28 protein-coding genes are annotated in these 26,948 nt (G+C 65.8%); 17 read left to right on the forward strand and 11 right to left on the reverse strand.

Annotated elements, in window-relative coordinates; genetic code table 11:
• The first annotated feature begins 38 nt into the window (after positions 1 to 38).
• From trxA to AC2D9V_RS06385, 4 genes are all read left to right on the forward strand, one after another.
• Entirely contained in the window at positions 39 to 365 is a 327-nt protein-coding gene (trxA, locus tag AC2D9V_RS06370) for a thioredoxin (RefSeq protein WP_484713188.1), read from the forward strand.
• Positions 366 to 867: 502 nt separating this feature from the next.
• Complete coding sequence (gene pnp / locus AC2D9V_RS06375; RefSeq protein WP_484713189.1) at positions 868 to 3,009, forward strand: polyribonucleotide nucleotidyltransferase; 2,142 nt, start codon at positions 868 to 870, stop codon at positions 3,007 to 3,009.
• Positions 3,010 to 3,154: 145 nt separating this feature from the next.
• Positions 3,155 to 4,357: a GTP-binding protein gene (locus AC2D9V_RS06380; protein WP_484713190.1), complete on the forward strand. Its 1,203-nt coding sequence runs from the start codon at positions 3,155 to 3,157 to the stop codon at positions 4,355 to 4,357.
• Positions 4,354 to 4,635 (forward strand): DUF6525 family protein, encoded by a 282-nt coding sequence (locus AC2D9V_RS06385; protein WP_484713191.1) that lies wholly within the window; start codon positions 4,354 to 4,356, stop codon positions 4,633 to 4,635. Before AC2D9V_RS06380 ends, AC2D9V_RS06385 begins: the two co-directional genes overlap by 4 nt.
• On the opposite strand, the gene AC2D9V_RS06390 is transcribed toward AC2D9V_RS06385, so the two are convergent.
• The 3 genes from AC2D9V_RS06390 to greA form a co-directional block, all read right to left on the reverse strand.
• Positions 4,611 to 5,261, reverse strand: a complete 651-nt coding sequence (locus AC2D9V_RS06390; protein WP_484713417.1) for a peroxiredoxin — start codon at positions 5,259 to 5,261, stop codon at positions 4,611 to 4,613. The genes AC2D9V_RS06385 and AC2D9V_RS06390 overlap by 25 nt on opposite strands.
• A gap of 163 nt (positions 5,262 to 5,424) precedes the next feature.
• Entirely contained in the window at positions 5,425 to 6,462 is a 1,038-nt protein-coding gene (locus tag AC2D9V_RS06395) for a hypothetical protein (protein WP_484713192.1), read from the reverse strand.
• 15 nt (positions 6,463 to 6,477) lie between these two features.
• The gene (gene greA, locus AC2D9V_RS06400; protein WP_484713193.1) at positions 6,478 to 6,948 is read right to left on the reverse strand and encodes a transcription elongation factor GreA; all 471 of its coding nucleotides are present in this window, start codon (positions 6,946 to 6,948) and stop codon (positions 6,478 to 6,480) included.
• 278 nt (positions 6,949 to 7,226) lie between these two features.
• Between greA and AC2D9V_RS06405 the strand changes: the two genes are divergently transcribed.
• From AC2D9V_RS06405 to AC2D9V_RS06415, 3 genes are all read left to right on the forward strand, one after another.
• Entirely contained in the window at positions 7,227 to 8,873 is a 1,647-nt protein-coding gene (locus AC2D9V_RS06405) for an electron transfer flavoprotein-ubiquinone oxidoreductase (RefSeq protein WP_484713194.1), read from the forward strand.
• A 113-nt stretch (positions 8,874 to 8,986) separates the two neighbouring features.
• Positions 8,987 to 10,699: a tetratricopeptide repeat protein gene (locus AC2D9V_RS06410; protein ID WP_484713195.1), complete on the forward strand. Its 1,713-nt coding sequence runs from the start codon at positions 8,987 to 8,989 to the stop codon at positions 10,697 to 10,699.
• A complete protein-coding gene (locus AC2D9V_RS06415; RefSeq protein WP_484713196.1) occupies positions 10,696 to 11,553 on the forward strand; it encodes a 4-(cytidine 5'-diphospho)-2-C-methyl-D-erythritol kinase in 858 nt (285 codons plus the stop codon). The genes AC2D9V_RS06410 and AC2D9V_RS06415 overlap by 4 nt, the downstream gene beginning before the upstream one ends.
• Before the next feature lie 106 nt (positions 11,554 to 11,659).
• On the opposite strand, the gene fliP is transcribed toward AC2D9V_RS06415, so the two are convergent.
• The 4 genes from fliP to fliF are packed head-to-tail and all read right to left on the reverse strand — an operon-like array spanning position 11,660 to position 14,857.
• Positions 11,660 to 12,400: a flagellar type III secretion system pore protein FliP gene (fliP, locus tag AC2D9V_RS06420; RefSeq protein WP_484713418.1), complete on the reverse strand. Its 741-nt coding sequence runs from the start codon at positions 12,398 to 12,400 to the stop codon at positions 11,660 to 11,662.
• 2 nt (positions 12,401 to 12,402) lie between these two features.
• Positions 12,403 to 12,672 (reverse strand): FliM/FliN family flagellar motor switch protein, encoded by a 270-nt coding sequence (locus AC2D9V_RS06425; protein ID WP_484713197.1) that lies wholly within the window; start codon positions 12,670 to 12,672, stop codon positions 12,403 to 12,405.
• Positions 12,673 to 12,683: 11 nt separating this feature from the next.
• Positions 12,684 to 13,265 (reverse strand): FliH/SctL family protein, encoded by a 582-nt coding sequence (locus AC2D9V_RS06430; protein ID WP_484713198.1) that lies wholly within the window; start codon positions 13,263 to 13,265, stop codon positions 12,684 to 12,686.
• On the reverse strand, positions 13,265 to 14,857 hold the full coding sequence (gene fliF, locus AC2D9V_RS06435; protein WP_484713199.1) for a flagellar basal-body MS-ring/collar protein FliF: 1,593 nt from the start codon (positions 14,855 to 14,857) through the stop codon (positions 13,265 to 13,267). The genes AC2D9V_RS06430 and fliF overlap by 1 nt, the downstream gene beginning before the upstream one ends.
• 114 nt (positions 14,858 to 14,971) lie before the next feature.
• Between fliF and AC2D9V_RS06440 the strand changes: the two genes are divergently transcribed.
• From AC2D9V_RS06440 to AC2D9V_RS06485, 10 genes are all read left to right on the forward strand, one after another.
• Entirely contained in the window at positions 14,972 to 15,451 is a 480-nt protein-coding gene (locus tag AC2D9V_RS06440; RefSeq protein ID WP_484713419.1) for a flagellar basal body-associated FliL family protein, read from the forward strand.
• A gap of 11 nt (positions 15,452 to 15,462) precedes the next feature.
• The gene (locus tag AC2D9V_RS06445; RefSeq protein WP_484713200.1) at positions 15,463 to 15,858 is read left to right on the forward strand and encodes a hypothetical protein; all 396 of its coding nucleotides are present in this window, start codon (positions 15,463 to 15,465) and stop codon (positions 15,856 to 15,858) included.
• Positions 15,855 to 16,415, forward strand: a complete 561-nt coding sequence (locus AC2D9V_RS06450; RefSeq protein WP_484713201.1) for a MotE family protein — start codon at positions 15,855 to 15,857, stop codon at positions 16,413 to 16,415. The genes AC2D9V_RS06445 and AC2D9V_RS06450 overlap by 4 nt, the downstream gene beginning before the upstream one ends.
• A 62-nt stretch (positions 16,416 to 16,477) precedes the next feature.
• Entirely contained in the window at positions 16,478 to 17,347 is an 870-nt protein-coding gene (motA, locus tag AC2D9V_RS06455) for a flagellar motor stator protein MotA (protein ID WP_484713202.1), read from the forward strand.
• A complete protein-coding gene (locus tag AC2D9V_RS06460; RefSeq protein ID WP_484713203.1) occupies positions 17,344 to 19,485 on the forward strand; it encodes a hypothetical protein in 2,142 nt (713 codons plus the stop codon). The genes motA and AC2D9V_RS06460 overlap by 4 nt, the downstream gene beginning before the upstream one ends.
• A gap of 105 nt (positions 19,486 to 19,590) precedes the next feature.
• Positions 19,591 to 20,229, forward strand: coding sequence for a transglycosylase SLT domain-containing protein (locus AC2D9V_RS06465; protein WP_484713204.1), 639 nt, complete (start codon positions 19,591 to 19,593; stop codon positions 20,227 to 20,229).
• 1 nt (position 20,230) lies between these two features.
• Complete coding sequence (gene flhA / locus AC2D9V_RS06470) at positions 20,231 to 22,303, forward strand: flagellar biosynthesis protein FlhA (RefSeq protein ID WP_484713205.1); 2,073 nt, start codon at positions 20,231 to 20,233, stop codon at positions 22,301 to 22,303.
• Positions 22,300 to 23,076, forward strand: a complete 777-nt coding sequence (locus AC2D9V_RS06475) for a flagellar biosynthetic protein FliR (RefSeq protein WP_484713206.1) — start codon at positions 22,300 to 22,302, stop codon at positions 23,074 to 23,076. Before flhA ends, AC2D9V_RS06475 begins: the two co-directional genes overlap by 4 nt.
• The gene (flhB, locus tag AC2D9V_RS06480) at positions 23,073 to 24,155 is read left to right on the forward strand and encodes a flagellar type III secretion system protein FlhB (RefSeq protein ID WP_484713207.1); all 1,083 of its coding nucleotides are present in this window, start codon (positions 23,073 to 23,075) and stop codon (positions 24,153 to 24,155) included. Before AC2D9V_RS06475 ends, flhB begins: the two co-directional genes overlap by 4 nt.
• Positions 24,152 to 24,493 (forward strand): hypothetical protein, encoded by a 342-nt coding sequence (locus AC2D9V_RS06485; RefSeq protein WP_484713208.1) that lies wholly within the window; start codon positions 24,152 to 24,154, stop codon positions 24,491 to 24,493. Before flhB ends, AC2D9V_RS06485 begins: the two co-directional genes overlap by 4 nt.
• Before the next feature lie 4 nt (positions 24,494 to 24,497).
• Here AC2D9V_RS06485 and AC2D9V_RS06490 read toward each other — a convergent pair whose 3' ends face one another.
• From AC2D9V_RS06490 to flgG, 4 genes are read right to left on the reverse strand one after another with little or no spacing between them, the layout of a single operon-like run.
• Entirely contained in the window at positions 24,498 to 25,007 is a 510-nt protein-coding gene (locus AC2D9V_RS06490) for a flagellar basal body-associated FliL family protein (RefSeq protein WP_484713209.1), read from the reverse strand.
• A complete protein-coding gene (gene flgH, locus AC2D9V_RS06495; RefSeq protein WP_484713210.1) occupies positions 25,007 to 25,732 on the reverse strand; it encodes a flagellar basal body L-ring protein FlgH in 726 nt (241 codons plus the stop codon). The genes AC2D9V_RS06490 and flgH overlap by 1 nt, the downstream gene beginning before the upstream one ends.
• Before the next feature lies 1 nt (position 25,733).
• Entirely contained in the window at positions 25,734 to 26,153 is a 420-nt protein-coding gene (flgA, locus tag AC2D9V_RS06500) for a flagellar basal body P-ring formation chaperone FlgA (protein WP_484713211.1), read from the reverse strand.
• Positions 26,153 to 26,938, reverse strand: coding sequence for a flagellar basal-body rod protein FlgG (gene flgG, locus AC2D9V_RS06505; protein WP_484713212.1), 786 nt, complete (start codon positions 26,936 to 26,938; stop codon positions 26,153 to 26,155). The genes flgA and flgG overlap by 1 nt, the downstream gene beginning before the upstream one ends.
• Between the last annotated feature and the right edge of the window lie 10 nt (positions 26,939 to 26,948).

Raw genomic sequence — 26,948 nt, forward strand, 5'->3', positions numbered from 1 at the left:
GCTTTGTTAGCCGACCCTTTCCCATCAGGAGAACGATCATGGGCGCAGCCACTGTCGCCGTTTCGGACGCCACCTTCGACGCCGAGGTCCGCAAGTCGCCGATACCGGTCGTCGTCGATTTCTGGGCCGAATGGTGCGGCCCCTGCCGCCAGATCGGCCCGGCGCTGGAAGAACTTGCCAGCCAGTATGCCGGCAAGGTCAAGATCGTGAAGGTGAACGTGGACGAAAACCCGGAAAGCCCGGCGGTCCTTGGCGTCCGCGGCATCCCGGCCCTCTTCATGTTCAAGGACGGCCAGGTCGTGTCGAACAAGGTCGGCGCCGCCCCGAAGGCCGCGCTGGAAACCTGGATCAAGTCCGCGATCTGATCCATTCCTTTTCGCATCGAAACCCGGTCGTGCCCGCCACGGCCGGGTTTTTCATTGCCGCCGCCAACGCCCGCGTAGTGTGCGCTACAGCGCACCACTCCCGGCTGAAATCCGATTCGCCAATCGTCCTTAACGCAACGGAACTCCCCAGGGCGTAGAGACGCAGGGAAGACGCCAGGAAGACGGAAGAAAGACGTAAGCCAGCACCGAAACCTCACCGGTAAACCCTGCGAGCTCAAGCACTTGCCTGTCCCGTCCCGCCCCTGCCGAAATCCGCCGCGCACCTTCCCCAACCTTTCGTCAACCTTGCCCCCCGCGGCCGGTCCGACCGCCCCAACCTCCTCCCGCTTTCCATCCCGCCCTTTTTCCTGTATGCGCCCCGCCATCTGCGACGTGAGGCCCGCCCCCGGGGCACATGCAAAGGATACGGGGGAAGGGCGGCAATGGGGCCGCCAGATATCGGGGACACCGGCAGGGGCCGGGTCCTCAGAGGAAACGATACATGTTCAATGTGACCAAGAAATCGATCCAGTGGGGCAACGAAACGCTCACTCTGGAAACGGGGAAAGTTGCGCGCCAGGCCGATGGGTCGGTGATCGCGACGCTGGGCGAAACCCAGGTTATGGCCAACGTGACCTTCGCGAAATCGGCGAAGGAAGGGCAGGACTTCTTCCCCCTGACCGTTCACTATCAGGAAAAGTACTATGCAGCCGGCAAGATCCCCGGCGGCTTCTTCAAGCGCGAGGCGCGGCCTTCGGAAAAGGAAACGCTGGTTTCCCGCCTGATCGACCGTCCGATCCGCCCGCTGTTCGTCGACGGCTTCCGCAACGAAGTGCTGGTCATGGCGACCGTGCTGTCCTGCGACCTCGTGAATGACCCCGACATCGTGGCGATGATCGCGGCCTCGGCGGCGCTGACCGTCTCGGGCGTCCCGTTCATGGGCCCGATAGGCGCGGCGCGTGTCGGCTTTGTCGACGGTCAGTATGTGCTGAACCCGGCCATGGACGACATGACGCAACTGCGCATGAAGCCCGAACAGCGCCTTGACCTCGTCGTCGCCGGCACCAAGGACGCCGTGATGATGGTGGAATCCGAGGCTTACGAGCTGACCGAAGAGGAAATGCTCGGCGCCGTCGTCTTCGGCCATCAGCAGATGCAGCCGGTGATCGACCTGATCATCGACTTCGCCGAAAGCTCGGCCAAGGAACCCTTCGACTTCACCCCGCCCGATTTCTCGGACCTCTATGCCAAGGTGAAGAAGGCCGGCGAAAGCCTGATGCGCGCCGCTTTCGCGCTGCGCGACAAGCAGGAACGCACCACCGCGATCGAGGCTGCCGTGGCCGCGATCAAGGCGAAGATGAGCGAAGAAGACCAGGCCAACCCGAACCTCTACCCGGCTATCAAGCAGCTGGAATCGGCGGTTCTGCGCGGTGACGTGGTCAAGAAAGGCGCCCGGATCGATGGCCGCGACACCAAGACCGTCCGCCCGATCGTCTGCGAAACCGGCGTCCTGCCGCGCGCCCACGGCTCGGCGCTGTTCACCCGGGGTGAAACCCAGGGCCTCGTCGTCACCACCCTCGGGACCGGTGAAGATGAACAGATCATCGACGCGCTGAACGGCAACTACCGTTCGAACTTCCTCCTGCACTACAACTTCCCGCCCTACTCGGTCGGCGAAGTGGGCCGCGTGGGCTCGCCCGGCCGTCGTGAGATCGGCCACGGCAAGCTCGCCTGGCGCGCGCTGCAGGCGGTGCTCCCGGCGCCGACCGACTTCCCCTACACGATCCGCGTCGTGTCCGAGATCACCGAATCGAACGGCTCGTCCTCGATGGCCTCGGTCTGCGGTGGCTCGCTGTCGATGATGGACGCAGGCGTCCCGCTGAAGGCCCCCGTGGCCGGCGTGGCCATGGGTCTGGTGCTGGAAGAAGACGGTGACTGGGCGGTCCTGACCGACATCCTTGGCGACGAGGATCACCTCGGCGACATGGACTTCAAGGTCGCCGGAACCGCTGCCGGCATCACCTCGCTGCAGATGGACATCAAGGTCGCGGGCATCACGCCCGAGATCATGAAACAGGCGCTTGCCCAGGCAAAAGACGGGCGTCTTCATATACTTGGCGAAATGGCCAAGGCCATCAGCGCACCGCAGGGCTTCAGCGAATACGCCCCGAAGATCGAGACGATGCAGATCCCGACCGACAAGATCCGCGAAGTGATCGGCTCGGGCGGCAAGGTCATCCGCGAGATCGTGGAAACCTCTGGCGCCAAGGTCGACATCAACGACGACGGCGTGATCAAGATCGCCTCGAACGACCAGAAGGCCATCAAGAAGGCCTATGACATGATCTGGTCGATCGTGGCCGAACCGGAAGAAGGCCAGATCTACACCGGCAAGGTGGTGAAACTGGTCGATTTCGGTGCCTTCGTGAACTTCTTCGGCAAGCGCGACGGGCTGGTGCATGTGTCCCAGATCGCCAACAAGCGCCTGAACCATCCGAACGAACTGTTAAAGGAAGGGCAAGAGGTCAAGGTCAAGCTTCTGGGCTTCGACGATCGTGGCAAGGTCCGCCTTGGCATGAAGATGGTCGACCAGGAGACGGGCGCCGAGATCACCGAGAAGAAGGAAGAGCCCGCCGAGGGCTGAGGCTTCCTTTATCGCGACATCGAAGGCCCTGCGGGAAACCGTGGGGCTTTCTTTTCTGCAAGGGCTTATCCACTCGGTGGGCGAGGGTTGAAGGTGCATCGCTGGGCTGATAATGTAATAGTATAACATATCAAGCGAGCCCAGCATGCCCGACTCCCGCCTGCCCGTCACCGTCCTTTCCGGCTTTCTCGGGGCCGGGAAGACAACCCTTTTGAATCATGTCCTGAACAACCGCGACGGCCGACGGGTCGCCGTCATCGTCAACGACATGTCCGAGGTCAACATCGACGCCGACCTCATCCGCGAAGGGGCGAACCTCAGCCACGCCGAGGAAAAGCTGGTCGAGATGACCAACGGCTGCATCTGCTGCACCCTGCGTGAGGACCTGCTGACCGAGGTGCGCCGCCTGGCGGGCGAAGGGCGCTTCGACCACCTCCTGATCGAAAGCACCGGGATTGCCGAGCCGATGCCCGTCGCCGCGACCTTCGATTTCCGGGATGAGGCGGGGGAAAGCCTGTCCGACGTCGCCCGGCTGGACACGATGGTCACGGTGGTTGACGCGATCAACCTGCTTCAGGACTTCTCAAGCCACGATTTCCTGGCCGACCGTGGCGAGAGCCTTGGCGAGGGGGATGAGCGCACGCTCGTCAACCTTCTGACCGACCAGATCGAATTCGCCAATGTGGTCATCCTGAACAAGGTCGGCGATGCCGGGCCGGACCGTGCCGATGCCGCCCGCAAGATCATCAAGGCGCTGAACCCCGATGCCCGGCTGATCGAGACCGACCATTCCCGCGTGGACCCTGCAGCCATCTTCGACACCGGCCTCTTCGACTTTGACCGTGCCGCCGAACATCCGCTCTGGGCCAAGGAGCTTTATGGTTTCGCCCACCACACCCCGGAAACCGAGGAATACGGGATCGCCTCCTTCGTCTACCGCGCCCGCGCGCCGTTTCACCCCGGGCGCATCCATGCCGTGCTGAACGGCGATCTTCCGGGCGTGATCCGGGCCAAGGGGCATTTCTGGCTGGCGACCCGGCCGAACTGGGTGGCGGAGTTCTCGCTGGCGGGGGCCGTTTCGTCCGTCAGCCCGCTGGGTGGATGGTGGGCCTCTGTGCCAAAGGAACGTTGGCCGACCCACCCCGACGCCCTGAAGGAAGTCGCCTCGAAATGGCAAGAGCCTTGGGGCGACCGGCGGCAGGAGATCGTGTTCATCGGTCACGGGATGGACGAAGCGGCGATCCGCGCGCGCCTTGACGCGGCCCTGATCCCGGCGACCAAGTTCACGCCCGAGGCCTGGACCGGTTTTTCCGACCCCTTCCCAAGCTGGCGGCGCAAGGCGGCATGAGCAACCTTCGCTCTCCCCGGGCGCGTTGGCGCGCATCTGACCCCATGTCCGCCTATGACCGGCTGCCGCGCGACCTGCGGCTGTGGCTGGCCGAGGCGGCCCTGCCGTGGAGCGCGCCGTCAGCCCTGCGCCTCTGGCAGCGGGCACTTGGGAAAACCGGCTGCGTCAGGGCCGCACGCGACCTTATGGCCCGGGCCGAAGCAAAGACCCTCGCGCGCGAAGCGGCGAGGGTCTGGGGGGCGTCCTATCCGGATCAGGCCTTGGCGAAGCGCAGGTAGGGGAGCTTGATGTCCAGTTCGCCGAACCGTTCCTTGGCCTGGTCGTTGTTCAGCGCCAGCGCCACGATCACGTCCTGACCCGGCACCCAGTTGGCAGGCGTCGCCAGCGGCACGCCGTCGGTCTTCTGCACTGCATCCAGCGCGCGCAGGATTTCGGCGAAGTTCCGGCCGATCGACATGGGGTAAGTCATCGACAGGCGGATCTTCTTGTCCGGCCCGACGATGTAGACCGTCCGCACCGTGGCCGAGTTGGCCGGGGTCCGCCCCTCGGTCGGCAGGTAGTAATCCGCCGGCAGCATGTCATAGGCCTTGGCCACGGTCAGGCTGGTGTCGTCGATGATCGGGAAATCGGCCGGGGCGCCGCCGAAGGCCTCGATGTCGCGCTTCCACTTGCCGTGATCCTCGACCGAATCGACCGAGACGCCGATCACCTTCGTGTTGCGCTTCTTCCATTCGGCGGCCAGCTGCGCGACGGCGGCAAACTCGGTCGTGCAGACCGGCGTGAAGTCGCGGGGATGGCTGAAAATAATGCCATAGCTGTCGCCCAGCCAGTCATGGAACCGGATGGTGCCGGCGGTGCTTTCGGCGGTGAAATCGGGGGCAATGTCGTTGATGCGGATGGCCATGGAAACCTCGCTGATCATGGTTTGGTCACCCTGAAACATATTGGATCAGGAACAAAGTTTCATCCCCCTGCCATGATCTGCGGTCAAAAAGGAACACGGTTCCAACGAGGCATGTGAAACCGCGATGCGGTCCTCTTTCCATGCCCTGCGACAGTGGCCTTGTTCAGTCGAAGGTTCCGGTCACGCGGCCCAGAAGCATGAAGGCACGCGCCGTGCGCGTATCGCCCAGATCGGCCAGTTCGGCATCCGTCGCGTTCGGCTCGAAGGCGGCAACGGTCTTGTCGAAGCTGCGCAGGAAATGGTGGGCCGCGTCGCGGAACACCGGGTCGGCCTTCATCCGCCCGGCGGTCAGGGCCAGCGAGGTGCGGTCGCGGATGCCACCCAAGCCAGCGATCGACCGGCCCCGTTCCCCGGCGGCAAAGCGGCGCCAGAGATCGGGGCGCGACATGTCCGGCTTCAGGTCGTCCATGTAGATGCCATCCTGGCTGAGCAGGGTCAGCACGTCCTGCGCCGCTCGGATCAGCTTGGCCACCGACCGGTCCTCAAGCGCAAGGCGCAGGGCGCGGAAGCCGTCCTTGTCCTCGGGTGATTCCGGGAATTGCAGCGCCCGGATGAAATCGGCGACCGACAGCGGCGGGCGGCCCTCGTCAGCGGGTGCACCCAAGGCCAATGCGGGTTGCTCGGCCGAAGGCTCGGGCTGGGCCTTCACAAGGGCGGCCTTTCGGTCGGCCGAAGGCACGGTCAGCGCGGCGTCGCGGCGCGAGGTGAAGGTCGCCAGCACCGTTTCGGCCTGCCGCGAGACGGCGGCAATCTCGTCGATCTTGCGTTCTACCGATGGCTTCAGCGTCGCCGCCGGCTGGGCCTGCCCCTGGGTCTGGACATAGCTTGCGCGCATCGCGTCAACCGAAGCCTGGAGGCGTGCCGCCTCGGCCCGCAGCTCGCGCACCGACCGCAGGGTGGTGACGACGACCCAGATCAGGGCCAGTGGCAGGAAGACCATCAGCAGCGTCAGCAGAAGCCCGAATGTCCGCGCATCGCTGCCGGCAGGCGCCATCAGAACATAGGCGAGGATCAGGATGACCCACAGCAGGCTCAGGACCACGCCAGCAATTTCCAGCCCGCGCCCGGTGCCTTCGGCGGGCGGCAGCGGCGCAAAGCCGGTTCCGGGGTCTTTCCGCTGCGGCGGCAGGGCAGGCTTCATCAGGGCATCCCCTGATCAGACATAGCGGACCGACAGGATCTCGTATGACCGGGTCCCGCCGGGGGTCTTCACCTCGACGCTGTCGCCGTCATCCTTGCCGATCAGCGCACGGGCGAGCGGCGAGCGGATGTTCAGAAGGCCGTTCTCGATATCGGCCTCGGTCTCGCCAACGATCTGGTAGGTCTTCTCGTCGCCGTTGTCCTCATCGGCCAGCGTGACCGTCGCGCCGAACTTGATCGGCCCGCTGAGGCGGCTGGGGTCGATGACATCGGCTTTGGAGAGAAGACCCTCCAGCTCCTTGATCCGACCTTCGATGAAGCCCTGTTTCTCGCGCGCCGCGTGATATTCGGCATTCTCCGACAGGTCACCATGTTCGCGCGCTTCGGCGATGTCTCGGATGATCGCGGGGCGATCGACGGTCTTCAGCTGCTTCAACTCGTTGTCCAGCGCGTCAAAACCGCGGCGGGTCATCGGGATCTTGTCCATCGGCCTTCCACTTCAAAAGAAGAAGTCACGGGCCGGGTCGCGGCCCATGACTTCCAACGTCTTCACCGCACCTCACCCGATAGGCCCCGCAAATGCAAGGGGAATGCCGCAGGCGGTCGGCAAGCTGTCGCGCAGACGACAGAAAGTTGCCCCGGGGCGGGTCTGTCTGGCCGTGATGTTGCGTCACGGTTGACCTTGCGGCCGCGTTACGGCAACAGGGCACCCGCGACAGGCAAGGGCTTTGACGGCGGGCCGCTTCAGCCCGGAAAGGACAGACCATGACCACGATCCAGCGCGAAAAGATGGACTATGACGTGGTGATCGTCGGGGCCGGCCCCGCGGGGCTGTCGGCGGCGATCCGGCTGAAGCAGCTGGATGCCGATCTGTCGGTCGTCGTGCTGGAGAAAGGCTCCGAGGTCGGCGCGCATATCCTTTCGGGTGCGGTTCTTGACCCTTCGGGGCTGGACGCGCTGCTGCCCGACTGGCGGTCGATGGACGCGCCGATCAAGGTCCCGGTGCGCGAGGACAACTTCTACATGCTGGGCGAGGCGGGGCAGCTTCGCATCCCGAACTGGCCGATGCCGGGCCTGATGTCGAACCACGGCAACTACATCGTCAGCATGGCCAACGTCTGCCGCTGGATGGCCGGTGTGGCGGAAGGGCTGGGCGTCGAGATCTTCCCCGGCATGGCCTGTTCGGAACTGGTGTTCGAGGGCGATACCGTGGTCGGCGTCGTCGCCGGCGAATTCGGCCGCGACCCCGAGACCCGCGAACCCGGCCCGGCCTATGAACCCGGCATGGAACTCCGCGGCAAGTATGTCTTCCTGTCGGAAGGCGTGCGCGGCAGCCTGTCGAAGCAGGTGATCGAGAAATACCAGCTCTCGAAAGGCCACTGCCCGCAGAAATACGGCCTTGGCATGAAGGAAATCTGGGAGATCGACCCCGCGAAGCACCGCGAGGGCACGGTAACCCACACGATGGGCTGGCCGCTGGGTGGCAACGCCGGGGGCGGCAGCTTCATCTATCACCTTGAGAACAATCAGGTCTATGTGGGCTTCGTGGTCCATCTGAACTACGAAAACCCCCACCTCTATCCCTACATGGAGTTCCAGCGCTTCAAGCACCACCCGATGGTGGCCGAGCTTCTGAAGGGCGGGAAACGCGTGGCTTACGGCGCCCGCGCGATCAGCGAGGGCGGCTGGCAGTCGATCCCGAAGATGGTCGCACCCGGCGTCGCCCTTCTGGGCTGCTCGGCCGGCCTCGTGAACGTGCCGCGCATCAAGGGCAACCACAACGCGATGCTCTCCGGCAAGGCCGCAGCCGAGGCCGCCCATGCCGCGATCAAGGCTGGGCGTCAGGGCGATGAATTGACCACCTATGAGACCGAGGTCCGCACCGGCGCCATCGGGAAGGACCTGAAGAAGGTTCGCAACGTCAAGCCCCTCTGGTCGCGCTACGGCCTTGTCGCCAGCCTTCTGGGCGGTGGCCTCGACATGTGGCTGAACACCGTGGGCCTCACCGCCTTCGGCACGCTGAAACACGGCAAGTCGGACGCTGCGGCCACCGGAAAGGCCAAGGATTTCAAGCCGATCGACTACCCGAAGCCCGATGGCAAGCTGTCCTTCGATCGGCTGACCAACGTGGCCTTCAGCTTCACCAACCACGACGAGGGCCAGCCGGCCCACCTTGTCCTGAAGGACCCGGCGGTGCCGATCCAGGTCAACCTTCCGGTCTACGCCGAACCCGCGCAGCGCTATTGCCCGGCCGGTGTCTACGAAGTGCTGGGCGAAGGCGCGGATGCCACCTTCCGGATCAACTTCCAGAACTGCGTCCACTGCAAAACCTGCGACATCAAGGACCCCAGCCAGAACATCGTCTGGACGACGCCGATGGGCGGCGGCGGGCCGAACTACCCCAACATGTGACGCCTCACGCAAGAGTGTTTGCCGTGACGCTGCGGGCGGTCCCGGTCGGGGCCGCCCGCATTGCCTTGGGCCCGCCGGACCGCTAGCTTTGCCCAAGGTTTCGGAGTGACACCATGCCATTTGCCCACCGCCTTCTGACCGCGCTTGCGCTTGCCGCCGCAACCGGCGCGCCGATTCGGGCGGATGACATCGACGCTGGCGCCTATCTCGCCGCCCGGGTGGCCGAGGCACAGAATGACTTCCAGTCGGCCACGGCCTGGTATGGCCGCGCGATCATTGCCGATTCCGGTAATCCCCTGCTCCTCGAAGGGGCCATCCTCGCCGAGCTCGGTACCGGCGACTTCGCCCTTGCGGTAGAGGCCGCCGAACGCCTTCAGGCGCTGGGCGGAGAGCAGAACCAGCTGGCCGCCGTTGCCATTCTGGCCGATCAGGCGAAGCGTGAGGATTACGCGGCAGTCCTCGCCGACATCAAGGCCGGAACCCCGATCAGTGACCTTGTCAGCAAGCTTGTCGGCGCCTGGGCCGAAGTTGGCGAAGGCCGGATGTCCGACGCGCTTGCCCTTTTCGACGAGATCACCAGGATCGACGGGATGGAGGCCTTCGGGCATTTCCACAAGGCCCTTGCCCTCGCCTCGGTCGGTGACTTCGAGGGGGCGGATGAAATCCTCTCCGGTCGTGCCGCAGGCCCGATTTTCGTGATGCGGCGCGGTGTCTTTGCCCATGTCGAGATTCTCAGCCAGCTGGAACGGAACGCCGACGCGCTTCAGCTTCTGGACCGCTCCTTCGGCACCGAACCCGACCCGCTGGTCGATGCCCTGCGCCTCCGGCTTGAGGCGGGCGAGCCCATTCCCTTCGAAACCGTCCGAACCGCCCGCGACGGGATCGCCGAAGTCTTCTATTCCGTCGGCACCGCCCTGAACCAAGAGGCCGATCCGGTTTACACGCTCCTCCATCTCCGCATCGCCTCGTACCTCCGCCCGGACCATTCGGACGCAACCCTGCTGACGGCGGATGTGCTGCAGCGGCTGGATCAGCATCGTCTGGCCGCCGAGACCTACGCGACCTTCGGCCCCGATGACCCGAACTACGTCGCCGCCGAAATCGGGCGGGCCGGTGCGCTGCGGGCGCAGGGCAACCCCGAGGCGGCGATCGAGGCGCTGCAGGCCCTTGCCCGTTCGCATGGCGACATCCTCCAGGTACAGTTCTCTCTGGGCGACATGCTTCGGATGGAAGACCGCTTTGACGAGGCCGAAGTGGCCTATACCGCCGCGATCGACCTTCTGCCTGAAGTGAACGACAACGACTGGGTGCTCTTCTTCTACCGCGGGATCGCCCATGAACAGTCGAAGGACTGGGCTGCCGCCGAGGCCGATTTCCGGCGCGCGCTTGACCTGAACCCCACCCAGCCGCAGGTGCTGAACTACCTCGGCTATGGTCTGGTCGACCGCGGCGAAAAGCTGGAAGAGGCGCTTGGCATGATCAAGAAGGCCGTCGCCGGTGACCCGAAACAGGGCTATATCATCGACAGCCTGGCTTGGGCCTATTTCAAGCTTGGCAGGTATGCTGAGGCGCTGGAGCCGATGGAGCGCGCCTCGTTGCTCGAGCCGGTCGACCCGATCGTCACCGACCACCTCGGCGACGTCTACTGGATGAACGACCGCAAGCTCGAGGCCCGGTTCCAGTGGCGCCGCGCCCTGTCCTTCGAGCCTACCGAAAAGGACGCCGAACGCATCCGCCGCAAGCTTGAAGTGGGGCTCGACGTGGTCATGCAGGAAGAGGCCGCCGCCGGGGCCGCGCCGGTCGAAGCCGCCGGAACCGGCGATTGACCGCCAGCGCGACACCGGTCAGCGAATTCGCCCCGGCGAAGATCAATCTTTGCCTGCATGTCACCGGCCGTCGGGCAGACGGCTATCACCTTCTGGACAGTCTCGTGGTGTTTGCCGGGGTCGGGGACAGGGTCACCGCTACCCCTGCGCTGGGGCTTTCGCTGGCGATTGATGGGCCGGAAGGTGCCGCTCTTTCGTCCGATCCCGACAACCTCGTGCTGCGGGCGGCCCGCCTCATGGGGGCAAGCGCAGCGCTGACCCTCTGGAAGGCGCTTCCGGTTGCCTCGGGCATCGGCGGCGGGTCGGCAGATGCGGCGGCGACCTTGCGGGCGGTCGCCCGCCTGACCGGGCGTGCGCTGCCCGGTCCCGCTGCCGTTCTGGCCCTTGGCGCCGATGTGCCGGTCTGCCTTCAGGGCCACCCGGTCCGGATGCAGGGGGTGGGCGAGGCGCTTCAACCGCTCCCGCCGCTGCCGCCTCTCTGGATGGTCCTGGTCAATCCCCGGGTGCCGGTGGCCACGCCGCAGGTCTTTGCGGCACTTTCCCGGCGGGAAAATCCGCCCGTCCCGCCCATGCCCGCTGCGGCCCTTGCCTTGGCTGCCGATCTGGCGGCCTGGCTATCAGCCCACACCCACAACGATCTTGCGGCCCCGGCGCGGCAGATCGCTCCGGTGCTGGAACAGGTCCACACGGCTCTGGCAGGGGTGCCCGGCTGCCTTCTGGCGCGGATGTCGGGATCAGGCGGCACGCATTTCGGGCTTTTCGTTTCTGACGCCCAGGCCAGGGCAGCGGCCAGGTCTCTCACGCTTGCACACCCCGGCTGGTGGGTCGAGGCCGCCCCGGTTCTGACCGGCTGACGCTGGCCGGCAAAGCCCGTGGTCAAAGTGTTGATGATTGGTAAATGGATATATGTAACATATTGATGTGTAATGAGAAAGAGATTTTGACCACTGTGGTCACCCGCTAGAAATAGCTCCGCACCAGGGCCCCGGTCACAAGCGCCCAGCCGTCAGCCACGACGAAGAACGCCAGCTTGAACGGCATCGAAACGACGGCCGGGGGGACCATCATCATCCCCAACGACATCAGGATCGCCGCGACGACCAGATCGATGATCAGGAACGGCAGGAAGATCATGAAGCCGATCTCGAAGGCGCGCTGGATTTCCGACAAGAGGAAGGACGGCACCAGCAGCGACAGGGGGGCCGTGGCCGGTGTCGCCCCCGCCGTCGCCGGGCGCAGGTCGGCCATTGACAGGAAGGTTTCGGGGTCGACCCGCAGCGCCATGAAGTCGCGAAAGGGCAGGATCGCCGCCTGAAGCGCCGGGGTCACCTCCATCTCGCCGGTCGTCATCGGTTCGATCCCGGTCACCCAGGCCTCGGTGAAGACCGGGTCCATCACGTACCAGGTCAGGAACAGCGCAAGGCTGATGATCAGCATGTTCGGCGGCGCCTGCTGCAGTCCGATGGCCTGCCGCAGGATCGACAGTACGGTGACGATGAAGGGAAAGCAGGTCACCATCACCGCCAGCCCCGGCACGATGCTGAGGACGGTGATGAGGAGGAGAAGCTGAACCGACCGCAGCGACAGCGACCCCCCATCACCGGGGTCGCCGCCAAGGCTGATCGACAGGTCCTGCGCCAGTGCCGGGCCGGCCAGAAGGCCCAGGACCAACGCGAAGGCGAAGGTAGAGCCGGAGGTCAGCCTCACAGCCCGCCACGCAGGTTGGCGACCTCGGTCAGGCGGACGGCCAGCTGGCCGGCATTGTCGCCCTCAAGCTCGGTGAGTTCCCCCCGTGCGATCAGCCGGTCGCCGACGTAAAGCTCCACCGGGTCATCCACCCGGCGGTCCAGCTGGAGGACTGCATCCTTGGACAGTCGTAGCAGGTCACGCACCAGGGGCCGCGCGCGGCCGACCGAGATCGTCACCTCGATGGGTACCTGGCTGAAGGGGTTGGCATCGGTCAGGTCATCCATGGCGGGGGCCCTCAGGTGGACTGGTTGAAAAAGCCGCGGACGGCGGTCGCGATGTCTTCGGTGGCCTGGGTCAGGTCGACCTTGGCCTCGGTCGGGCCGAGGCGGATATAGACCTGACCTTCGCCAAGGGACGGCTCTTCCTCGATCTCCATCGGCAGGCCGGTGGCCTGGGCGACCAGCGTTTCCACCCGGTCCCTTGCGGCGGGGTTCAGGACCAGGGTCAGGGGCGCGTCGGCCAGCTTTTCGGCCATGGGCATCAAGGCCTGAAGCACCGCCGGTCCCAGCGCCTCGCGCGCGACCTCGGGCAGCAGGCGGGTGGTCATTTCCAGGATCAGCGGGCGGATCGCCTGCAGGACATGGCTGCGCGCGTCCTGGAAGGTGAAGGCAAGCGACTGGAGGTTGCGCGCCAGATCGGCCCGGATCCGGGTCTGGTCGCCTTCCTGAGCGGCGGCGGCATCCTCCCACCCGGCGGAGTAACCCTGTTCGAACGAGGCGACCTTGGCCTCGTCAAGCGCGCTCGCCTCGACCAGCGGGCGCGGCGCGCCGTCGCCTGCGGTGACGGTATCGAAGACCTCAAGCCGCAGGGCAGGCATCAGGCGCGCTCCTCTTCATGTTCCATCCAGCCGCGCAGAATCTCGATCGATTCCGCCTGCCGCTTTTCGATCAGCTTGCGCAGGCGCGTGGCGGGGTCATCCTCGGCCGCCCCTTCCGCGACACCGCCAGATCCGTAACCGTCGTAGACAAAGGCGCCGTCGACCTCACCCTCAAGCGGGGGGTTGGCGAAGCCGGTGGTCGGCGGCAGGGCAAGGGCGGGCGTCGGCGATGCGAGGGCGGGACGGTTGGCCGAGGTCAGGATCGGGCGGATCACGAACAGGCCGAGAACCAGGGCTACCAGGGCAAGGACCGCCGTCTGGATCAGGGCCATGACATCAAGGCTGGACATCTCGGGCAGGAGGCCGGCTGTGACCATCTCACCATCCGGGGTGGGAAGTTCCTGAAATTCCAGCGATTTCAAAGTCAGGACATCACCCCGCGCCTCGTCCAGCCCTACGGCGGAGGCGACAAGCTCCCTCAGGACGGCAAGTTCCTCATCCGGGCGGGGGGACCAGCTGCGCGTGCCGTCCTCCGCGACGGTGACGACGCCATCGACCATGACCGCAACGGTCATCCGCCGGATCCCGCCCGGGGCGCGCAGGATCTCGCGCTGGGTCTCGGACACCTCGTAGTTCACCCGCTCCCGCGTTTCGGACGACTGGCTTTGTCCCTGCGCGCCGTTCTGGGCATCGCCTTCCGGCAAGTTCGAGGCGACCGTGACCTCACCCCCGGGCTCGGTGGCGGAGTCGGACCTTTCCTCGGTCTCGGACGAGATCGCGACGCGGCCCTGGGGGTCGAAGGTACGTTCGGTGATCGATTCGCGGTCTTGCACCAGGTCGACTGAAACTTCGACCACGGCCTTTCCGGGTCCGACCCGCGCCGCAAGCAGGCGTTCGACATTGCCGCGGATCGCCGCCGCCCGTTCGGCGGCGTCGGTGCCCGCGCGTTCGCCGTCGTCCGGACCGCCGATGAGACCGGCCACGGTATCGATGATCTGCACGGCGTCCGGGGTCATCCCCGACACCGCGCTGGCGACGAGATGCCGGATGGCGCGGGCCTGTTCTTCCGACAGGCTGCCGCCGGTCGTGGTCAGGGTGACCGAGGCGGTCGCCGTTGCGTCCTGCTGGAAGGCGCGGGTCGGCGCGCTGGCAATGTGGACGCGAGCGGCCTTGACCTGCGGCATGGCCAGAAGGGTGCGGGCAAGCTCCCCCTCTTTGGCGCGCCAATAGGCGGCGTCGAACATCTGCGACGTAGTGCCGAAGCCGGAAAGCGTATCCAGAAGTTCATAACCGCCGCCGCCCGCCGCGGGCAGCCCTTCGGAGGCAAGTGCCATGCGCAGGCTGTCGCGCTGCGAGGCGTCGACCAGGATCGAATCGCCCCGCACCTCGTGCAGGACGCCGCGCTGTTCCAGCGCCGCCACAACCTCACCCGCCGCAGCAGGCTCCAGCCCCGCATAGAGGAGAACCATGTCGGGGCGTCCGGCAATGCGGCCGAGGGCAAGAATGGCTGCGAACATCGCGATCGTGGCGCCGATGATGATGATCCGGCGGCGCAGGTCCAGCGAGGACCAGAGGGCAATCACGTTCTGCAAGTCGAATCTCCGCACCGGCGTTTCTGCCGTGGCGGAAGGTTTGCCGATCCCGACTTAACAATCAGTTAGTGACCTTTGGCCTATCTTCTGCCGATCAGGAAGCGGGAGTTGGACGTGGCCACTGCTGAAGCGACGCTGGAGGACGAGCCGAAGAAACGGTCGAAGAAACCTCTGCTGATCGGGGTTCTTCTCGCCCTTGTTCTTGCTGGCGGCGGTTTCTACGCAACCTGGTCCGGGCTGATTTTCGGCAGCAGGGGTCACGGGGACGAGGGGGCTGCGCCGCCCGCGCTGCAGGGCATCGCCTTCGTGCCGCTGGAGACGATGGTGGTTTCGCTTGGCGCCGATTCGGGCAGCGAGCATCTGCGGTTCACGGCACAGGTCGAGGTGGTGGAGGGCGCCGTCGCCGATGTGACCCTGTTGAAGCCGCGGATCCTGGATGTCCTGAACAGCTACCTGCGGGCGATCGACACCGCCTCGATCGAGGACCCGCAGGCGATGGCCCGGTTGCGCGCCCAGATGCTGCGGCGGGTTCAGATCGTCACCGGGGAGGGCCGCGTGCGCGATCTTCTCATCACCGAATTCGTGCTGAACTAGGCAGGTCGAAGATGGAGCTTATCGCCGATATCCTTCTGGTCGCCGGGTCCTTCGGGGCGGCGGTCTACTGTTCCGTCCTGTCCACCCGGCTGAAGCGGTTCACGACCCTGGAAAGCGGCATGGGCGGGGCGATCGCCGTCCTGTCGGCGCAGGTCGACGAAATGACCGTGGCGCTGGAAAAGGCCCGGGGTGCGGCGAACGGCTCGGCCGAGAGTCTGGAGGCCCTGACCGCGCGGGGTGAGGCGGTTGCCCGCCGGCTGGAACTGCTGGTGGCATCGCTGCATGACCTGCCCGAGCCGAAGGCTGCGCCCGCGCCCTCTCCGCAGAAGGAGGAAGCCGACGAGAGCAGGCGCCTGCGTTTCGTCCGCCGCCGCGCGCCGCGGGACACGCTGGAGGCCGCGGAATGAGCCGCCGGGCAGGACATGGCGCGCTTTTCATCGTGGCGATGCTTTTCGCAACCTCTGGCGCCCTGCGGCTGGGATCGGGGGTCGGCACCGCACTTGCCCGGGCCGAAGAAGCACCGGCGACCGAGGCGCAGGCGCAAACCATGTCCTGCGAGCAACCGGCCGCGCTGGCCGAGGCACTGTCCTTGCGGGAAGACCGCCTCCTGGTGCGCGAGGCGGCGCTGAACGACCGGCAGGCCGCATTGGCGCTTGCGGATCAGGCAATCACCGAACGTCTGGCGGCACTCGAGGCGATGGAGGCGCGGCTGCGCGAGACGCTGGCCCTGGCCGACGGGGCCGCCGAGGCGGACATCGAGCGGCTGACTGCCGTCTATCAGGCGATGAAGCCGAAGGATGCGGCGGCCCTGTTCGAGACGATGTCGCCTGAATTCGCTGCCGGGTTCCTTGGCCGGATGGCCCCTGACTCCGCCGCCGCGATCCTTTCGGGGATGAGCGCCGAGGCCGCCTACGGGATCAGCGTCATCGTCGCCGGCCGTAACGCCCGCGCCCCGACGGAATGAACCGGTGACGAGTCCTTAACCCGGCGGTCGCATAGTCGGCCACCAGCAACTCAAGGGTCCCGATGCTTGGTTTTGTTGGCATAGCCGTCATTCTGGTGATGGTCTTCGGCGGCTACATGCTGGCCGGCGGCAAGCTCGGGATCATCCTGAAGGCGCTGCCGTTCGAGATGATCATGATCGGCGGGGCGGCGGTCGGGGCCTTCCTGATCTCGAACGACATGGCGGCGGTCAAGCAGACGCTGAAGGACATCGGCAAGGTCTTCAAGGGGGCCCGCTGGAAGCCGGACGACTACCGGGATCTGCTGTGTCTTCTCTTCGAACTGATCCGCCTCGCCCGGGCCAATCCGGTCGCGCTGGAGGAACACATCGAATCGCCCCAGACCTCGGGCATCTTCAGCCGCTATCCGCGGATTCAAGCGGATCATGAGGCGATCGAGCTGATCTGCGACACGCTGCGCGCCGCCTCGATGAACTACGACGACCCTCATCAGGTGGAAGAGGTGCTGGACAAGCGGATGGAAGCGACGCTGCACCATGCGATGCACTCCAGCCACGCGCTGCAGACTGTGGCCGACGGGCTGCCGGCGCTGGGGATCGTTGCGGCCGTTCTGGGTGTGATCAAGACGATGGGCTCGATCGACCAGCCGCCGGAAGTGCTGGGCAAGATGATCGGCGGTGCGCTGGTCGGCACTTTCCTGGGCGTGTTCCTGGCCTATGGCCTGATGGGGCCTTTCGCCGCCCGGGTGAAGTCGGTGGTGGAGGAGGACATCCACTTCTACCACCTGATCCGCGAGGTGCTGGTGGCCAATCTGCACCGGCATCCGCCGAACATCTGCATCGAGGTCGGTCGGCAGAACACGCCGCACCACGTCCGTCCTGCCTTCTCCAGCCTGGAAGAGGCGATGCGAAACCTCAGGCAGGACGCGGCATGATCCGCTGGCTGGTGATGGTGCTTGCGGCCTTGTCCGGCATGGCATCTGCCGAAACCGCCCGGGTGATCTCGGGTGAGCATGCCGATTTCACCCGTCTGGTGATCGAACTTCCCGAAGCTGCGGACTGGACGGTCGGGCGCAGAGCGATGGGCTACGGCTTCCTGACCCTGGCCCCGGTTCAGCCGGGTTACGACCTTTCGCGGGTCTGGGACCGCATTCCGCGCACGCGCCTGCAGGGGCTGCGCGTTGATCCGGAAAGCAGGGCGCTCCTGATGACGCTGGCCTGCGATTGTCACGTCTTTCCCTTCGAATATCAGCCGGGGATGGTGGTGCTGGACATCCGCGAAGGCCCCGCGCCGCCCGGGTCGGTCTTCGAGGCTGCGCTGGATCCGGGCTTTGGCCGCCAGCCGGGCACCCGTGCGCCGCGGGCAGCCAGGAAACCGGTCTACGATTGGCTGGGTCTGCCAGGAAGAACGATGCCGGACGGGGTGTCCGAAGGTCCCTTCGGCCTCTCTTCAGTTGGCAGGACCACTTCACTGGGCCCCTTGCGGGAAGAGCTTCTCGTGCAGTTGAGCAGAGGTGCGGCCAATGGAATCGTCGACATGGTCCTGCCGGGAAAGCCTGTGTCGTCCGAGGTGCAGGGCATGGGCGATCTTTCGGGTGCCCTCATCCGGATCGGCGAGTTGCCCGGTCTCGACATCGGCCAGGGCGCCGGTCCGGCGGTCGACGACAACGAGGTCTGCATTCCCGACGAGGTGCTTGATCTGGCCAGTTGGGGCGAAGGCCGCGAACCCCTTGACCTTCTGGCCGAAGCGCGGGGCGGACTTTTCGAGGAATTTGATGTCCTGTCGGCCAAGGCGCTGGTCCACGCGGTTCAGCTTCACCTCTACCTTGGGTTCGGTGCCGAGGCGGCGCAGTATGCGATGCTGATGGACGGGGCCGCGAGCGACCCGGTGATGTCACCCCTTCTCTCGCTCGCCCGCCTGATCGACGGCGAAACAGATCCGGCTTCAGCCTTTGCGCCGATGACGGGCTGCGACGGGGCAGCCGCGCTTTGGGCGGTCCTCGCACAGTCCGGCCCAGAGGCCGGAGCGGATGTCAACACGGATGCGGTGGTTCGCAGTTTCCACGCCCTGCCGCCGCATCTGCGCCGCCACCGTGGGCCAAGGCTGGCTGGACTGTTGCTGGAGCGTTATCCCGAAGCGGCCCGGATGATCCGCGACGCCTACGAGCGCACGCCTGAGATCGCTCCCGGCACTGTTGCGCTGCTGGATGCGAAGGCCGAACTGCAGGCTGCGCGCCCACAGGCTGCCCTCGGCCACGCCGAAAGCGCGGTTCTGGCTGATGGCTCCGGGCTGGACGCTCTGGTGGCGCTCGTCGAGGCGCACTTCCAGTCCGGCAAGCCCCTTTCGCCTGAGGTGACCGGATCGCTGATGGCGCTGCGCGATATCTCCGGTGAGGACCGATCCAGGCACGAACGTGCCGTGATCCTGGCCCTTGCAATGTCCGGAGAGGTTGAAGAGGCCTTTGGCATGGCCGGAACCGACAGCACTGTTCTGCCTGACCTGTGGCAGGCAGTCGTGAAGCGTGCCGACGACGATGCCTTTCTTGCCCGGGCGGTTCTGTCTGCCGATACCTCTGTTCCTGCCGTCCCAGACACTGTAAGTCTTGCGATCGCCAGACGCCTGTCCGACAGCGGTTTCCACGACTCGGCCCTTCTGTGGCTGGGCGATGTCGGGGACAAAGCGCCAATCGAAAGGCTCATGGTTGCGGCAAGGTCGCAACTGGCGCTGGGAAACGCACGCGCCACGCTTCAGCTTCTTTCCGGCCTGACGGATGCCGAAGCGGCGGCGCTGAAAGCAGAGGCATTCCTGCAACTGGGTGCCTTTGGCGCGGCACGGCAGGCACTTGTCGGGGCCGGCCGGGCCGAGGAAGGCACCCGAACGGCGTCCTGGGGCGGGGACTGGGAGGTCCTGAAGGCCGAAGGCCCATCGGTCTGGGCTGAGGCATCCGCCCTTGTCGAACCCGCGCAGACAGGGGCGGCTGGACCACTTGCCGAAGGTCGCGCGGCGCTGGAGGACAGCGCGGCGGCAAGGTCGGCGATCGAGGCGCTTCTCGCGGAAGTGCCTGCGCCCTGATGCCGCTAACCGGATCGAAAGATTCGGGCTCTAGCCTTTTGTCACCAAGGCAGAAAGCCGCCGTTTGAGTTGGAAATGCTCTTCAGGATCGCCGTCCGCAGAACCTTGCTTTGTCTGCTGCTTCTGGGGTCTCCGGCGTCAGCTGCGGCCTCCGGCGGCGACCCTTCGGCGCTCTGCGTCGACGCAGCCCGCTCGGCCGCTGACCTGACCGGAGTTCCCTTTGATACCCTTCTTGCAATCTCGATTGTGGAAACAGGCCGCCAGATGCAGCCCTGGCCCTGGACGGTCAATCTTGGCGGCGCCGGTTACTGGCTCGATAGCCCGGCAGAGGCCGAAGCTCTCGTGCAACAGGCTCTGGATCAGGGCAGGACGAACATCGACATCGGGTGCTTCCAGTTGAACTACCGCTGGCACGCGGCGGAGTTCCCGTCACTCGCAGCCATGCTCGACCCCGAAGCGAACGCCATTTACGCGGCCAAGTACCTTGAACACCAATACTCCCGGACAGGCGACTGGGCGCGCGCAGCGGCAGCCTACCACTCTGCCACGCCCGAACACGCCGACCGATACAAGGCGCGGTATGACGCCACCTTCGCCGGACTGGGCGGCGGTTCAGCCGATCTCGGCACGGATCAGGCACCACGGAGCAACGGCTTCCCGCTTCTGATTGCCGGCACGGCAGGCCGGAACGGCTCGTTGGTTCCCGCAACTTCAAGCGGTCACCGGCTGCTCGGGGGGCCATAGGATGCCCACCGGGGTTGCCGCGCTTTTCCTGAAACCGACTGTCCTTCTGGCGCTGGGCCTGATGGCGGTCATCATGATGATGATCCTGCCGATCCCCGCCTGGCTTCTCGACATCGGCCTCGCCGTATCCTTTGCACTGGCGATCCTGATGCTGACGGTCACGCTCTTCATCGATCGCCCGCTGGATTTCTCGGCCTTCCCGACGATCCTTCTGGCCTCGCTTCTGCTGCGTCTGGCGCTCAACGTGTCCTCGACCAAGCTGATCATCAGCGAGGGTCATACCGGCACCGATGCCGCGGGCCATGTGATCGAGGGCTTTGCCGAATTCATCATGGGCGGAGACCTCATCCTCGGCCTGGTGATCTTCGTCGTCCTCCTGATCGTCAACTTCATCGTCATCACCAAGGGGGCCGGCCGGATGGCCGAGGTTGGCGCCCGCTTTGCGCTGGACGGGATGCCGGGGCGGCAGCTTGCCATCGACGCTGACCTTTCCGCCGGTGCCATCGACCATGCCGAGGCCAAGCGCCGGCGCGAGCAGGAACTGGCTGAGACCACCTTTTTCGGCTCGCTCGACGGGGCATCGAAGTTCGTGAAGGGTGATGCGATCGCCGGGCTTCTGATCACGCTTCTGAACATCGTTGTCGGTCTCTGCGTCGGCCTATTTGTGCATGACCTTGACGCCGCCACCGCCTTTCGCACCTACACGATCCTGACCGTCGGCGACGGGCTGGTCAGCCAGATCCCCGCGGTCATCATTTCCGTGGCGGCGGCCCTCCTCCTGGCCAAGGGAAGCCAGAAGGGCGCGACCGACGTGTCCTTCTTCGCCCAGCTTGGTCGTTACCCCGGCGCGCTTGGCACGGTTGCCGGCCTGATGGTGCTGTTTGCGCTGGTGCCGGGAATGCCATTCCTGCCCTTTATTCTTGCAGGGCTTACCCTGGGCGGTCTTGCGCTCCTGAAGGCGCGCGACACGGAGAAAACGAGCGACGGCCCCACCACAATGGTCGAGCCGCCGCGCCAGCGTTCCATCGGGGACGTGCTGGATTTCGATGACATCCACATCGAGTTCGCGCCGAACCTTGTTGCCATGGTGCTGGATCCGGCAACCGGGCTGGATAGCCGCGTCGCCAACATGCGCAATCATGTGGCCTCGGCATTCGGTCTCATCCTTCCCGAGATTCGCATGACCGATGAAGTGTCGCTTTCCCCCGGGCAGTATCGCATCCGCTTGCAGGGGGTCGAACGGGTGTCGGACCGCCTTTATGCCGACAAGGTCCTTGTACTTCTGACGGACGGTGTTGTGGCCCCCGACGGGATCGATGTGAAAGAGCCTGTCTACGGCGCTCCCGCCCGCTGGATCCCGCGCGATCAGCAGGAAGATGCCGCGCTTGCCGGGCTGACCGTGGTGTCGTCGACCGAAGTGCTTGCCACCCATCTTCTGGAGATGCTGAAATCGAATCTCTCGCGGTTGCTGACCCTGCGGGGGCTGCGCCGGCTGCTGGATGAGTTCGTCCGTCTGTCCGACCCTGCCCGCGCCGAGGCGAACCGGCGCCTTCTTGACGAACTCATTCCCGAAAAGGTTCCGGTCGATCTTCTGCATGCCGTGCTGCGTCTTCTTCTGGACGAGAAGGTCTCGATCCGGAACCTGCCCCTGATCCTTGAGGCCGTCGCTGAGGGCCGGCACCTCGGCACGCCGGAGGCGATCTGCGAACATGTGCGCCAGCGCCTTGGCTTTCAGATCGTGGCCGAACTCAAGCGTCCCGACGGCTCGGTCCCCCTGATCCAGCTTGCACCCGAATGGGAACGGACCTTCACCACCTACCAGATCGACGGCGACCGGGGCCATCGTGACGTGGCCCTGCCACCTGAGATCTTTGCGAAGCTGGCGAATGGATTGACTGACCGGGTCAACCGCGCGGCGGAAACCGGGGTCTATCCCGCGCTGATCACCTCGGTCCTTCGCCGCCGCTTCCTGCGTACGGTCGTCCAGGCCAAGGGTCTGCAGATGCCGGTCCTGTCCTATGAAGAGATCGGGACGGATGCGCGCCCGGCACTCCTCGGCCAGGTGCCGGCATGAACGCTCTGATCACCGGTCTCGCTGACCTGCTCGCCGTGGCTGAAGGGCTGGCCTGGGCGGCGGTCCTGGTCTTTCTGCGGGTCGGGGCGATGGTGGCGCTGATGCCGGGTTTCGGCGAACAGGCGGTCCCCCAACGCATCAAGCTGGCCCTAGTCATCGCCTTCACGCTGGTCATCGCCCCCATACTTGCCGACAGCCCGGAGCTGCCGCCCCCGGCGCTGACCGCCCTTCTGGGTGAGGCGCTGGCCGGTCTGATCCTGGGCATCGGCATGCGGCTCTTTCTCCTGGCTCTGCAGACTGCCGCGGTGATCGTGGCCCAGGCCACCACCCTCTCGCAGCTTTTCGCCGGGGCAACGCCCGACCCGCAGCCCGCGATCGGCAATCTTTTCGTCATTGCCGGCATCGCCCTTGCGCTTGCTGCGGACCTCCACCTGCAGGCGGTCGGTCTTGTCCTTCTGTCCTATGACATCCTGCCCGCCGGTGGCATCCCGGACGCGGCCGCTGCCGCCGACTGGAGCCTTGGATTGGTCAGCCAGACCTTCAGCCTGGCCTTCTCGCTTGCGGCCCCCTTCGTCATCGCCTCGATGATCTACAATCTCGCCCTCGGCGCGATCAACCGGGCGATGCCGCAGCTGATGGTGTCGATGGTCGGGGCACCAGCGCTGACCCTTGGGGCACTGGCCCTTCTGGCAATTGCCACACCGGTCCTGCTGGCCGTCTGGCTGCAGGCGTTCGAGACCTTTCTTGCCGATCCGTTCGGACCCCCGCGATGAGCGAGGAAGACGACGAACAGGAAGACAAGGAACACGAAGCCTCGCCGCAAAAGCTGATCGAGGCGCGGAAGAAGGGTGACATTCCGCGGTCGGCTGATCTTCTGACAGCGGCAAGCACGGCCGGTTTTGTGCTGGCCCTCTTCGCCTTCGGCAGCTGGGCGGTAACAGAGTCAGGTACCGCCGGAATGGTACTTCTGGATCAGTCCGACAGGCTGTCCCGGTTGATGACCGAAGCCGCGCCCGCGCCGCTGGGCGGGATCATCCTCGCTTTCGCCGGGCCGCCCCTGGCCCTGCTCTTGCTGCCGCCGGTTGTCGTGCTGGCGCTGGTGATCGCGACCCGCAGTTTTCTCGTCACGCCTGAACGGATCCAGCCGAAGCTGTCGCGGGTCTCGCCGGTTGCCACAGCAAAACACAAGTTCGGTGCCGAAGGGCTCGTCGAGTTCGCCAAGAGCGCGGTGAAGCTCGCGTTGGTCTCGGCGATCCTCTACGCGTTTCTTGCCGCCCGGTTCGAAGAGGTGATGGCCGCCGTCTACCTGACCCCGGCGATGTCGACCGCACTTCTGGCGCGGCTGACGATCGATTTCCTGCTTCTGGTCCTTCTTGCCGGCATCGCGCTCGGCGGGGTCGATTACCTCTGGCAGGTCCACCTACACCGGCAGCGCAACCGGATGTCGCGCAAGGAAATGATGGATGAATTCAAGGAAAGCGAGGGGGATCCGCATTTCCGGGCAGCCCGCCGCCAGCGCGCACAAGAGGTGGCGACGAACCGGATGCTGGCGGATGTTGCCCGGGCCGATGTGGTGGTAGTGAACCCGACGCACTACGCAGTTGCCCTGCGCTGGGAGCGTGGCAAGGGCGGCGCGCCGATCTGCGTGGCCAAAGGTGTGGACGAGATCGCCAGGGTGATCCGCGAACGCGCCGCCGAACACGGAGTCCCGATCCACAGCGACCCGCCGACAGCCCGGACGCTCTATGCGACGGTCGAGCTTGGCCAGGAAGTCCGGGCCGAACACTACCGGGCGGTCGCCGCCGCGATCCGCTTTGCCGATGCGATGCGGCGGAAGGCTCGGAAAGGATGACGCGGCCCCGTGATCTCGCAGCCCTGCAGGGATTGGCCCGGATGCTTCTGGACCACCGGCTGTCGCAGCTTCGCCAGGCAGCCGACCGGTGCGACCAAAGCCGCATGCAGATCGCTGCGCTGGACCGGCGGGCAGAGCCAGACGGGCTGGGGCTTGCCCCATCGGCGCAGGTGTCCTTGCGCTATCAGTATTGGGCGGACGTCCGACGGAGTGAGCTGAACACAGTCCTCGCCCGGCAGACTGTGGAATGGCTGGCCGCCCGCGAAGACGCCCGTCACGCTTTCGGCCGGGCCGAGGCCCTACGCGGCATTGCTGGTCGCATGAAGGGGCGAGACTGAGTGTTCAGCTGTCCTGACGGGCAATATCGGTGATCAGGACATCCCGCACCGTCGTGCCAAGGACCAGCGCCGCCGCCTCCCTCAGGCTTGTGCGCAGGACCACAAGGTTGGACCCATCGGTGAACGACCCGCTGAAGCCGCCGACATTGGCGTGATCGAACAACACCTGCAGGAACACGTCACGCAGCTTCGGTTCGCGCTGGTAGACGGCTTCGGTGTTTCCGGGTTCAACCTCAAGCGAAAGCGACAGGACCACCATCGCCGCGACCCGCCCCTCCTGCACGACCGGCACCACGAACTGGTTGTTCAGCTTGACATATTCCGGCCCGGCGCCGTCTTCCTGCGCCTCGGCTTCCTCGCCCGAGGGGGCCGCAGCCCCATGGTCATCGGTTGCCGCATCTTCGCCGGTCGCATGCCCTTCCGCCACCTCTTCCGGCCGGAGGAAGAGCCCGGCGCTCACCCCGGCACCAAGTCCGCCAAGGGCGAGGAACAGGGGAAGAAGCAGCCGGCGCATCAGAACGGCAGCACGATGTCGGCGACCTGCTGGCCGTAGGTGGGCTGCTGGAAATCCGAGATCTGGCCCCGTCCGCCATAGGAGACCCGCGCCCCCGCGATCTTGTCATAGGTGATCTCGTTCTGCCGGCTGATGTCGATCGGGCGGACGAAGCCGGTCACGATCAGCTCGCGCAGTTCATAGTTCACCCTCACCTCCTGCTGCCCTTCGATCCGCAGAACGCCGTTCGGCAGTTCCTCGACCACCGTGGCCGCGATGCGCAGGGTCAGCTCTTCCTGCCGCCTCACGCTGCCCGAGCCGCTGAAGGTCGACGAGGACTCCATCTCGAAGGCATCCGCCATGCTTGCCCCCGGCGGCAGCTTTTCGTCCAGCCGCTGCGGAATGCCGAACATCTGGGGCAGGCCCCCTTCCTGCGACCCGCTCCGGTCGCGGTCGGATGAGTTCGAGATCGACGCGCTGTCGTCGATCTCGATCACCACGGTCAGGATATCGCCGCGCTGGGCGGCGCGCCGATCCCCGAACAGCGAATCCGTCCCGGCCGTCCAGAGCGAAGAGGCATCCGACGGCGTGGCTGCGGCCAGATCCTCGGGCAGCGTCGCGGAATACATGGCATAGTGCTGGCCGCTCCCCTCGAGCCCGGTGAAATCCGGCGCCCGGCCGACGTCGCCCAGCTTGCCGCAGCCGGACAGGGCCAGCGCCCCGAGAAGTGCGAAAGGCAGCTTCATGTCAGTCTTCCCATCCAACGTAGACCGCCCCGTCCGCGCCGATCCGGCCGCTGACAGTGGTGCGAGAGCCAAGGTTCATGATCCGGATCACCTCGCCCACCGACCCGCGCGCAAGGGCGCGCCCCTCGGTCGTTATGGCAAGGCCGCCCGAACGATAGATCAGCGGGACCAGCTGGTTGCGCTGCACCAGCGTCGGCGGGCCAAGGTCCGATGCGCGCACGGGGCGACCGGCATAGATCGCCGTCCGCGTCTCCTGCCCCAGGGCGAGCGAAAGGTCCGCGAGCGCACCGGGAAGGACGGCCTCGACCAGCGTCACATCCTCGGGCCCGATGATCGACCCGGCGGGGATCGTGCGCGTCGCCACCACGTTCTCGGCAGGGGCCGGTCCGGTCAGCAAAAGCCATAGCGCCAGCACCCGCATCAGCGCACCTGTGTCGTTGCGCCAAGCATCTGGTCGGCGGCGGTGATGACCTTGGCGTTCAGCTCATAGCCGCGCTGGGCCTTGATCAGCTCGGTCACCTCGCGCACTGCGTCGACCGAGCTCGACTCCAGATACCCCTGCCGCAGCGTTCCAAGCCCATCCTCACCCGGGGGGCCCGAGAAGGCCTGGCCCGAGGCCGGGCTTTCAAGGAAAAGGTTCGACCCGATCGCCTCCAGCCCCTTTTCGTTCGGAAAGCTCGATAGCGTCAGTTGGCCCAGAAGCTCAGGCTCGACTCGGTCGGCAAAGTCGGCCCAGACCTCTCCCGAAGGGCTGATCGTCAGGCCGCGCGCATCGCTGGGGATGGTGATCCCCGGCACCACCGGAAACCCGTCCGAGGTGACGATCAACCCGTCCGCCGACCGCTTCAGCGCGCCGTCGCGGGTATATCCGGTCTGCCCCGAAGGCATCTGCACCTCGATATAGCCATTGCCCTCGATCGCAAGGTCGAGGTCACCTCCGGTGGCATCAAGCGACCCCTGCCCAAGCACCACCGACACGGCGGCAGGGCGAACGCCAAGGCCGATCTGGATGCCCGTCGGCAGCATCGATCCGTCTGCCGCCGAGATGCTGCCCGGTCGCGCCATCTGCTGGTAGTGAAGGTCGGCAAAGTCGGCGCGGCGGGGGTTGTAGCCGGTGGTCGACATGTTCGCGAGGTTGTTCGAAACCACGTCGACCTTCATCTGCTGGGCAGCCATGCCGGTTGCGGCAATGTGCAAAGCCTTCATCGAGAGCCCC

The sequence above is a fragment of the Tabrizicola sp. T46 genome (genome assembly GCF_057219895.1).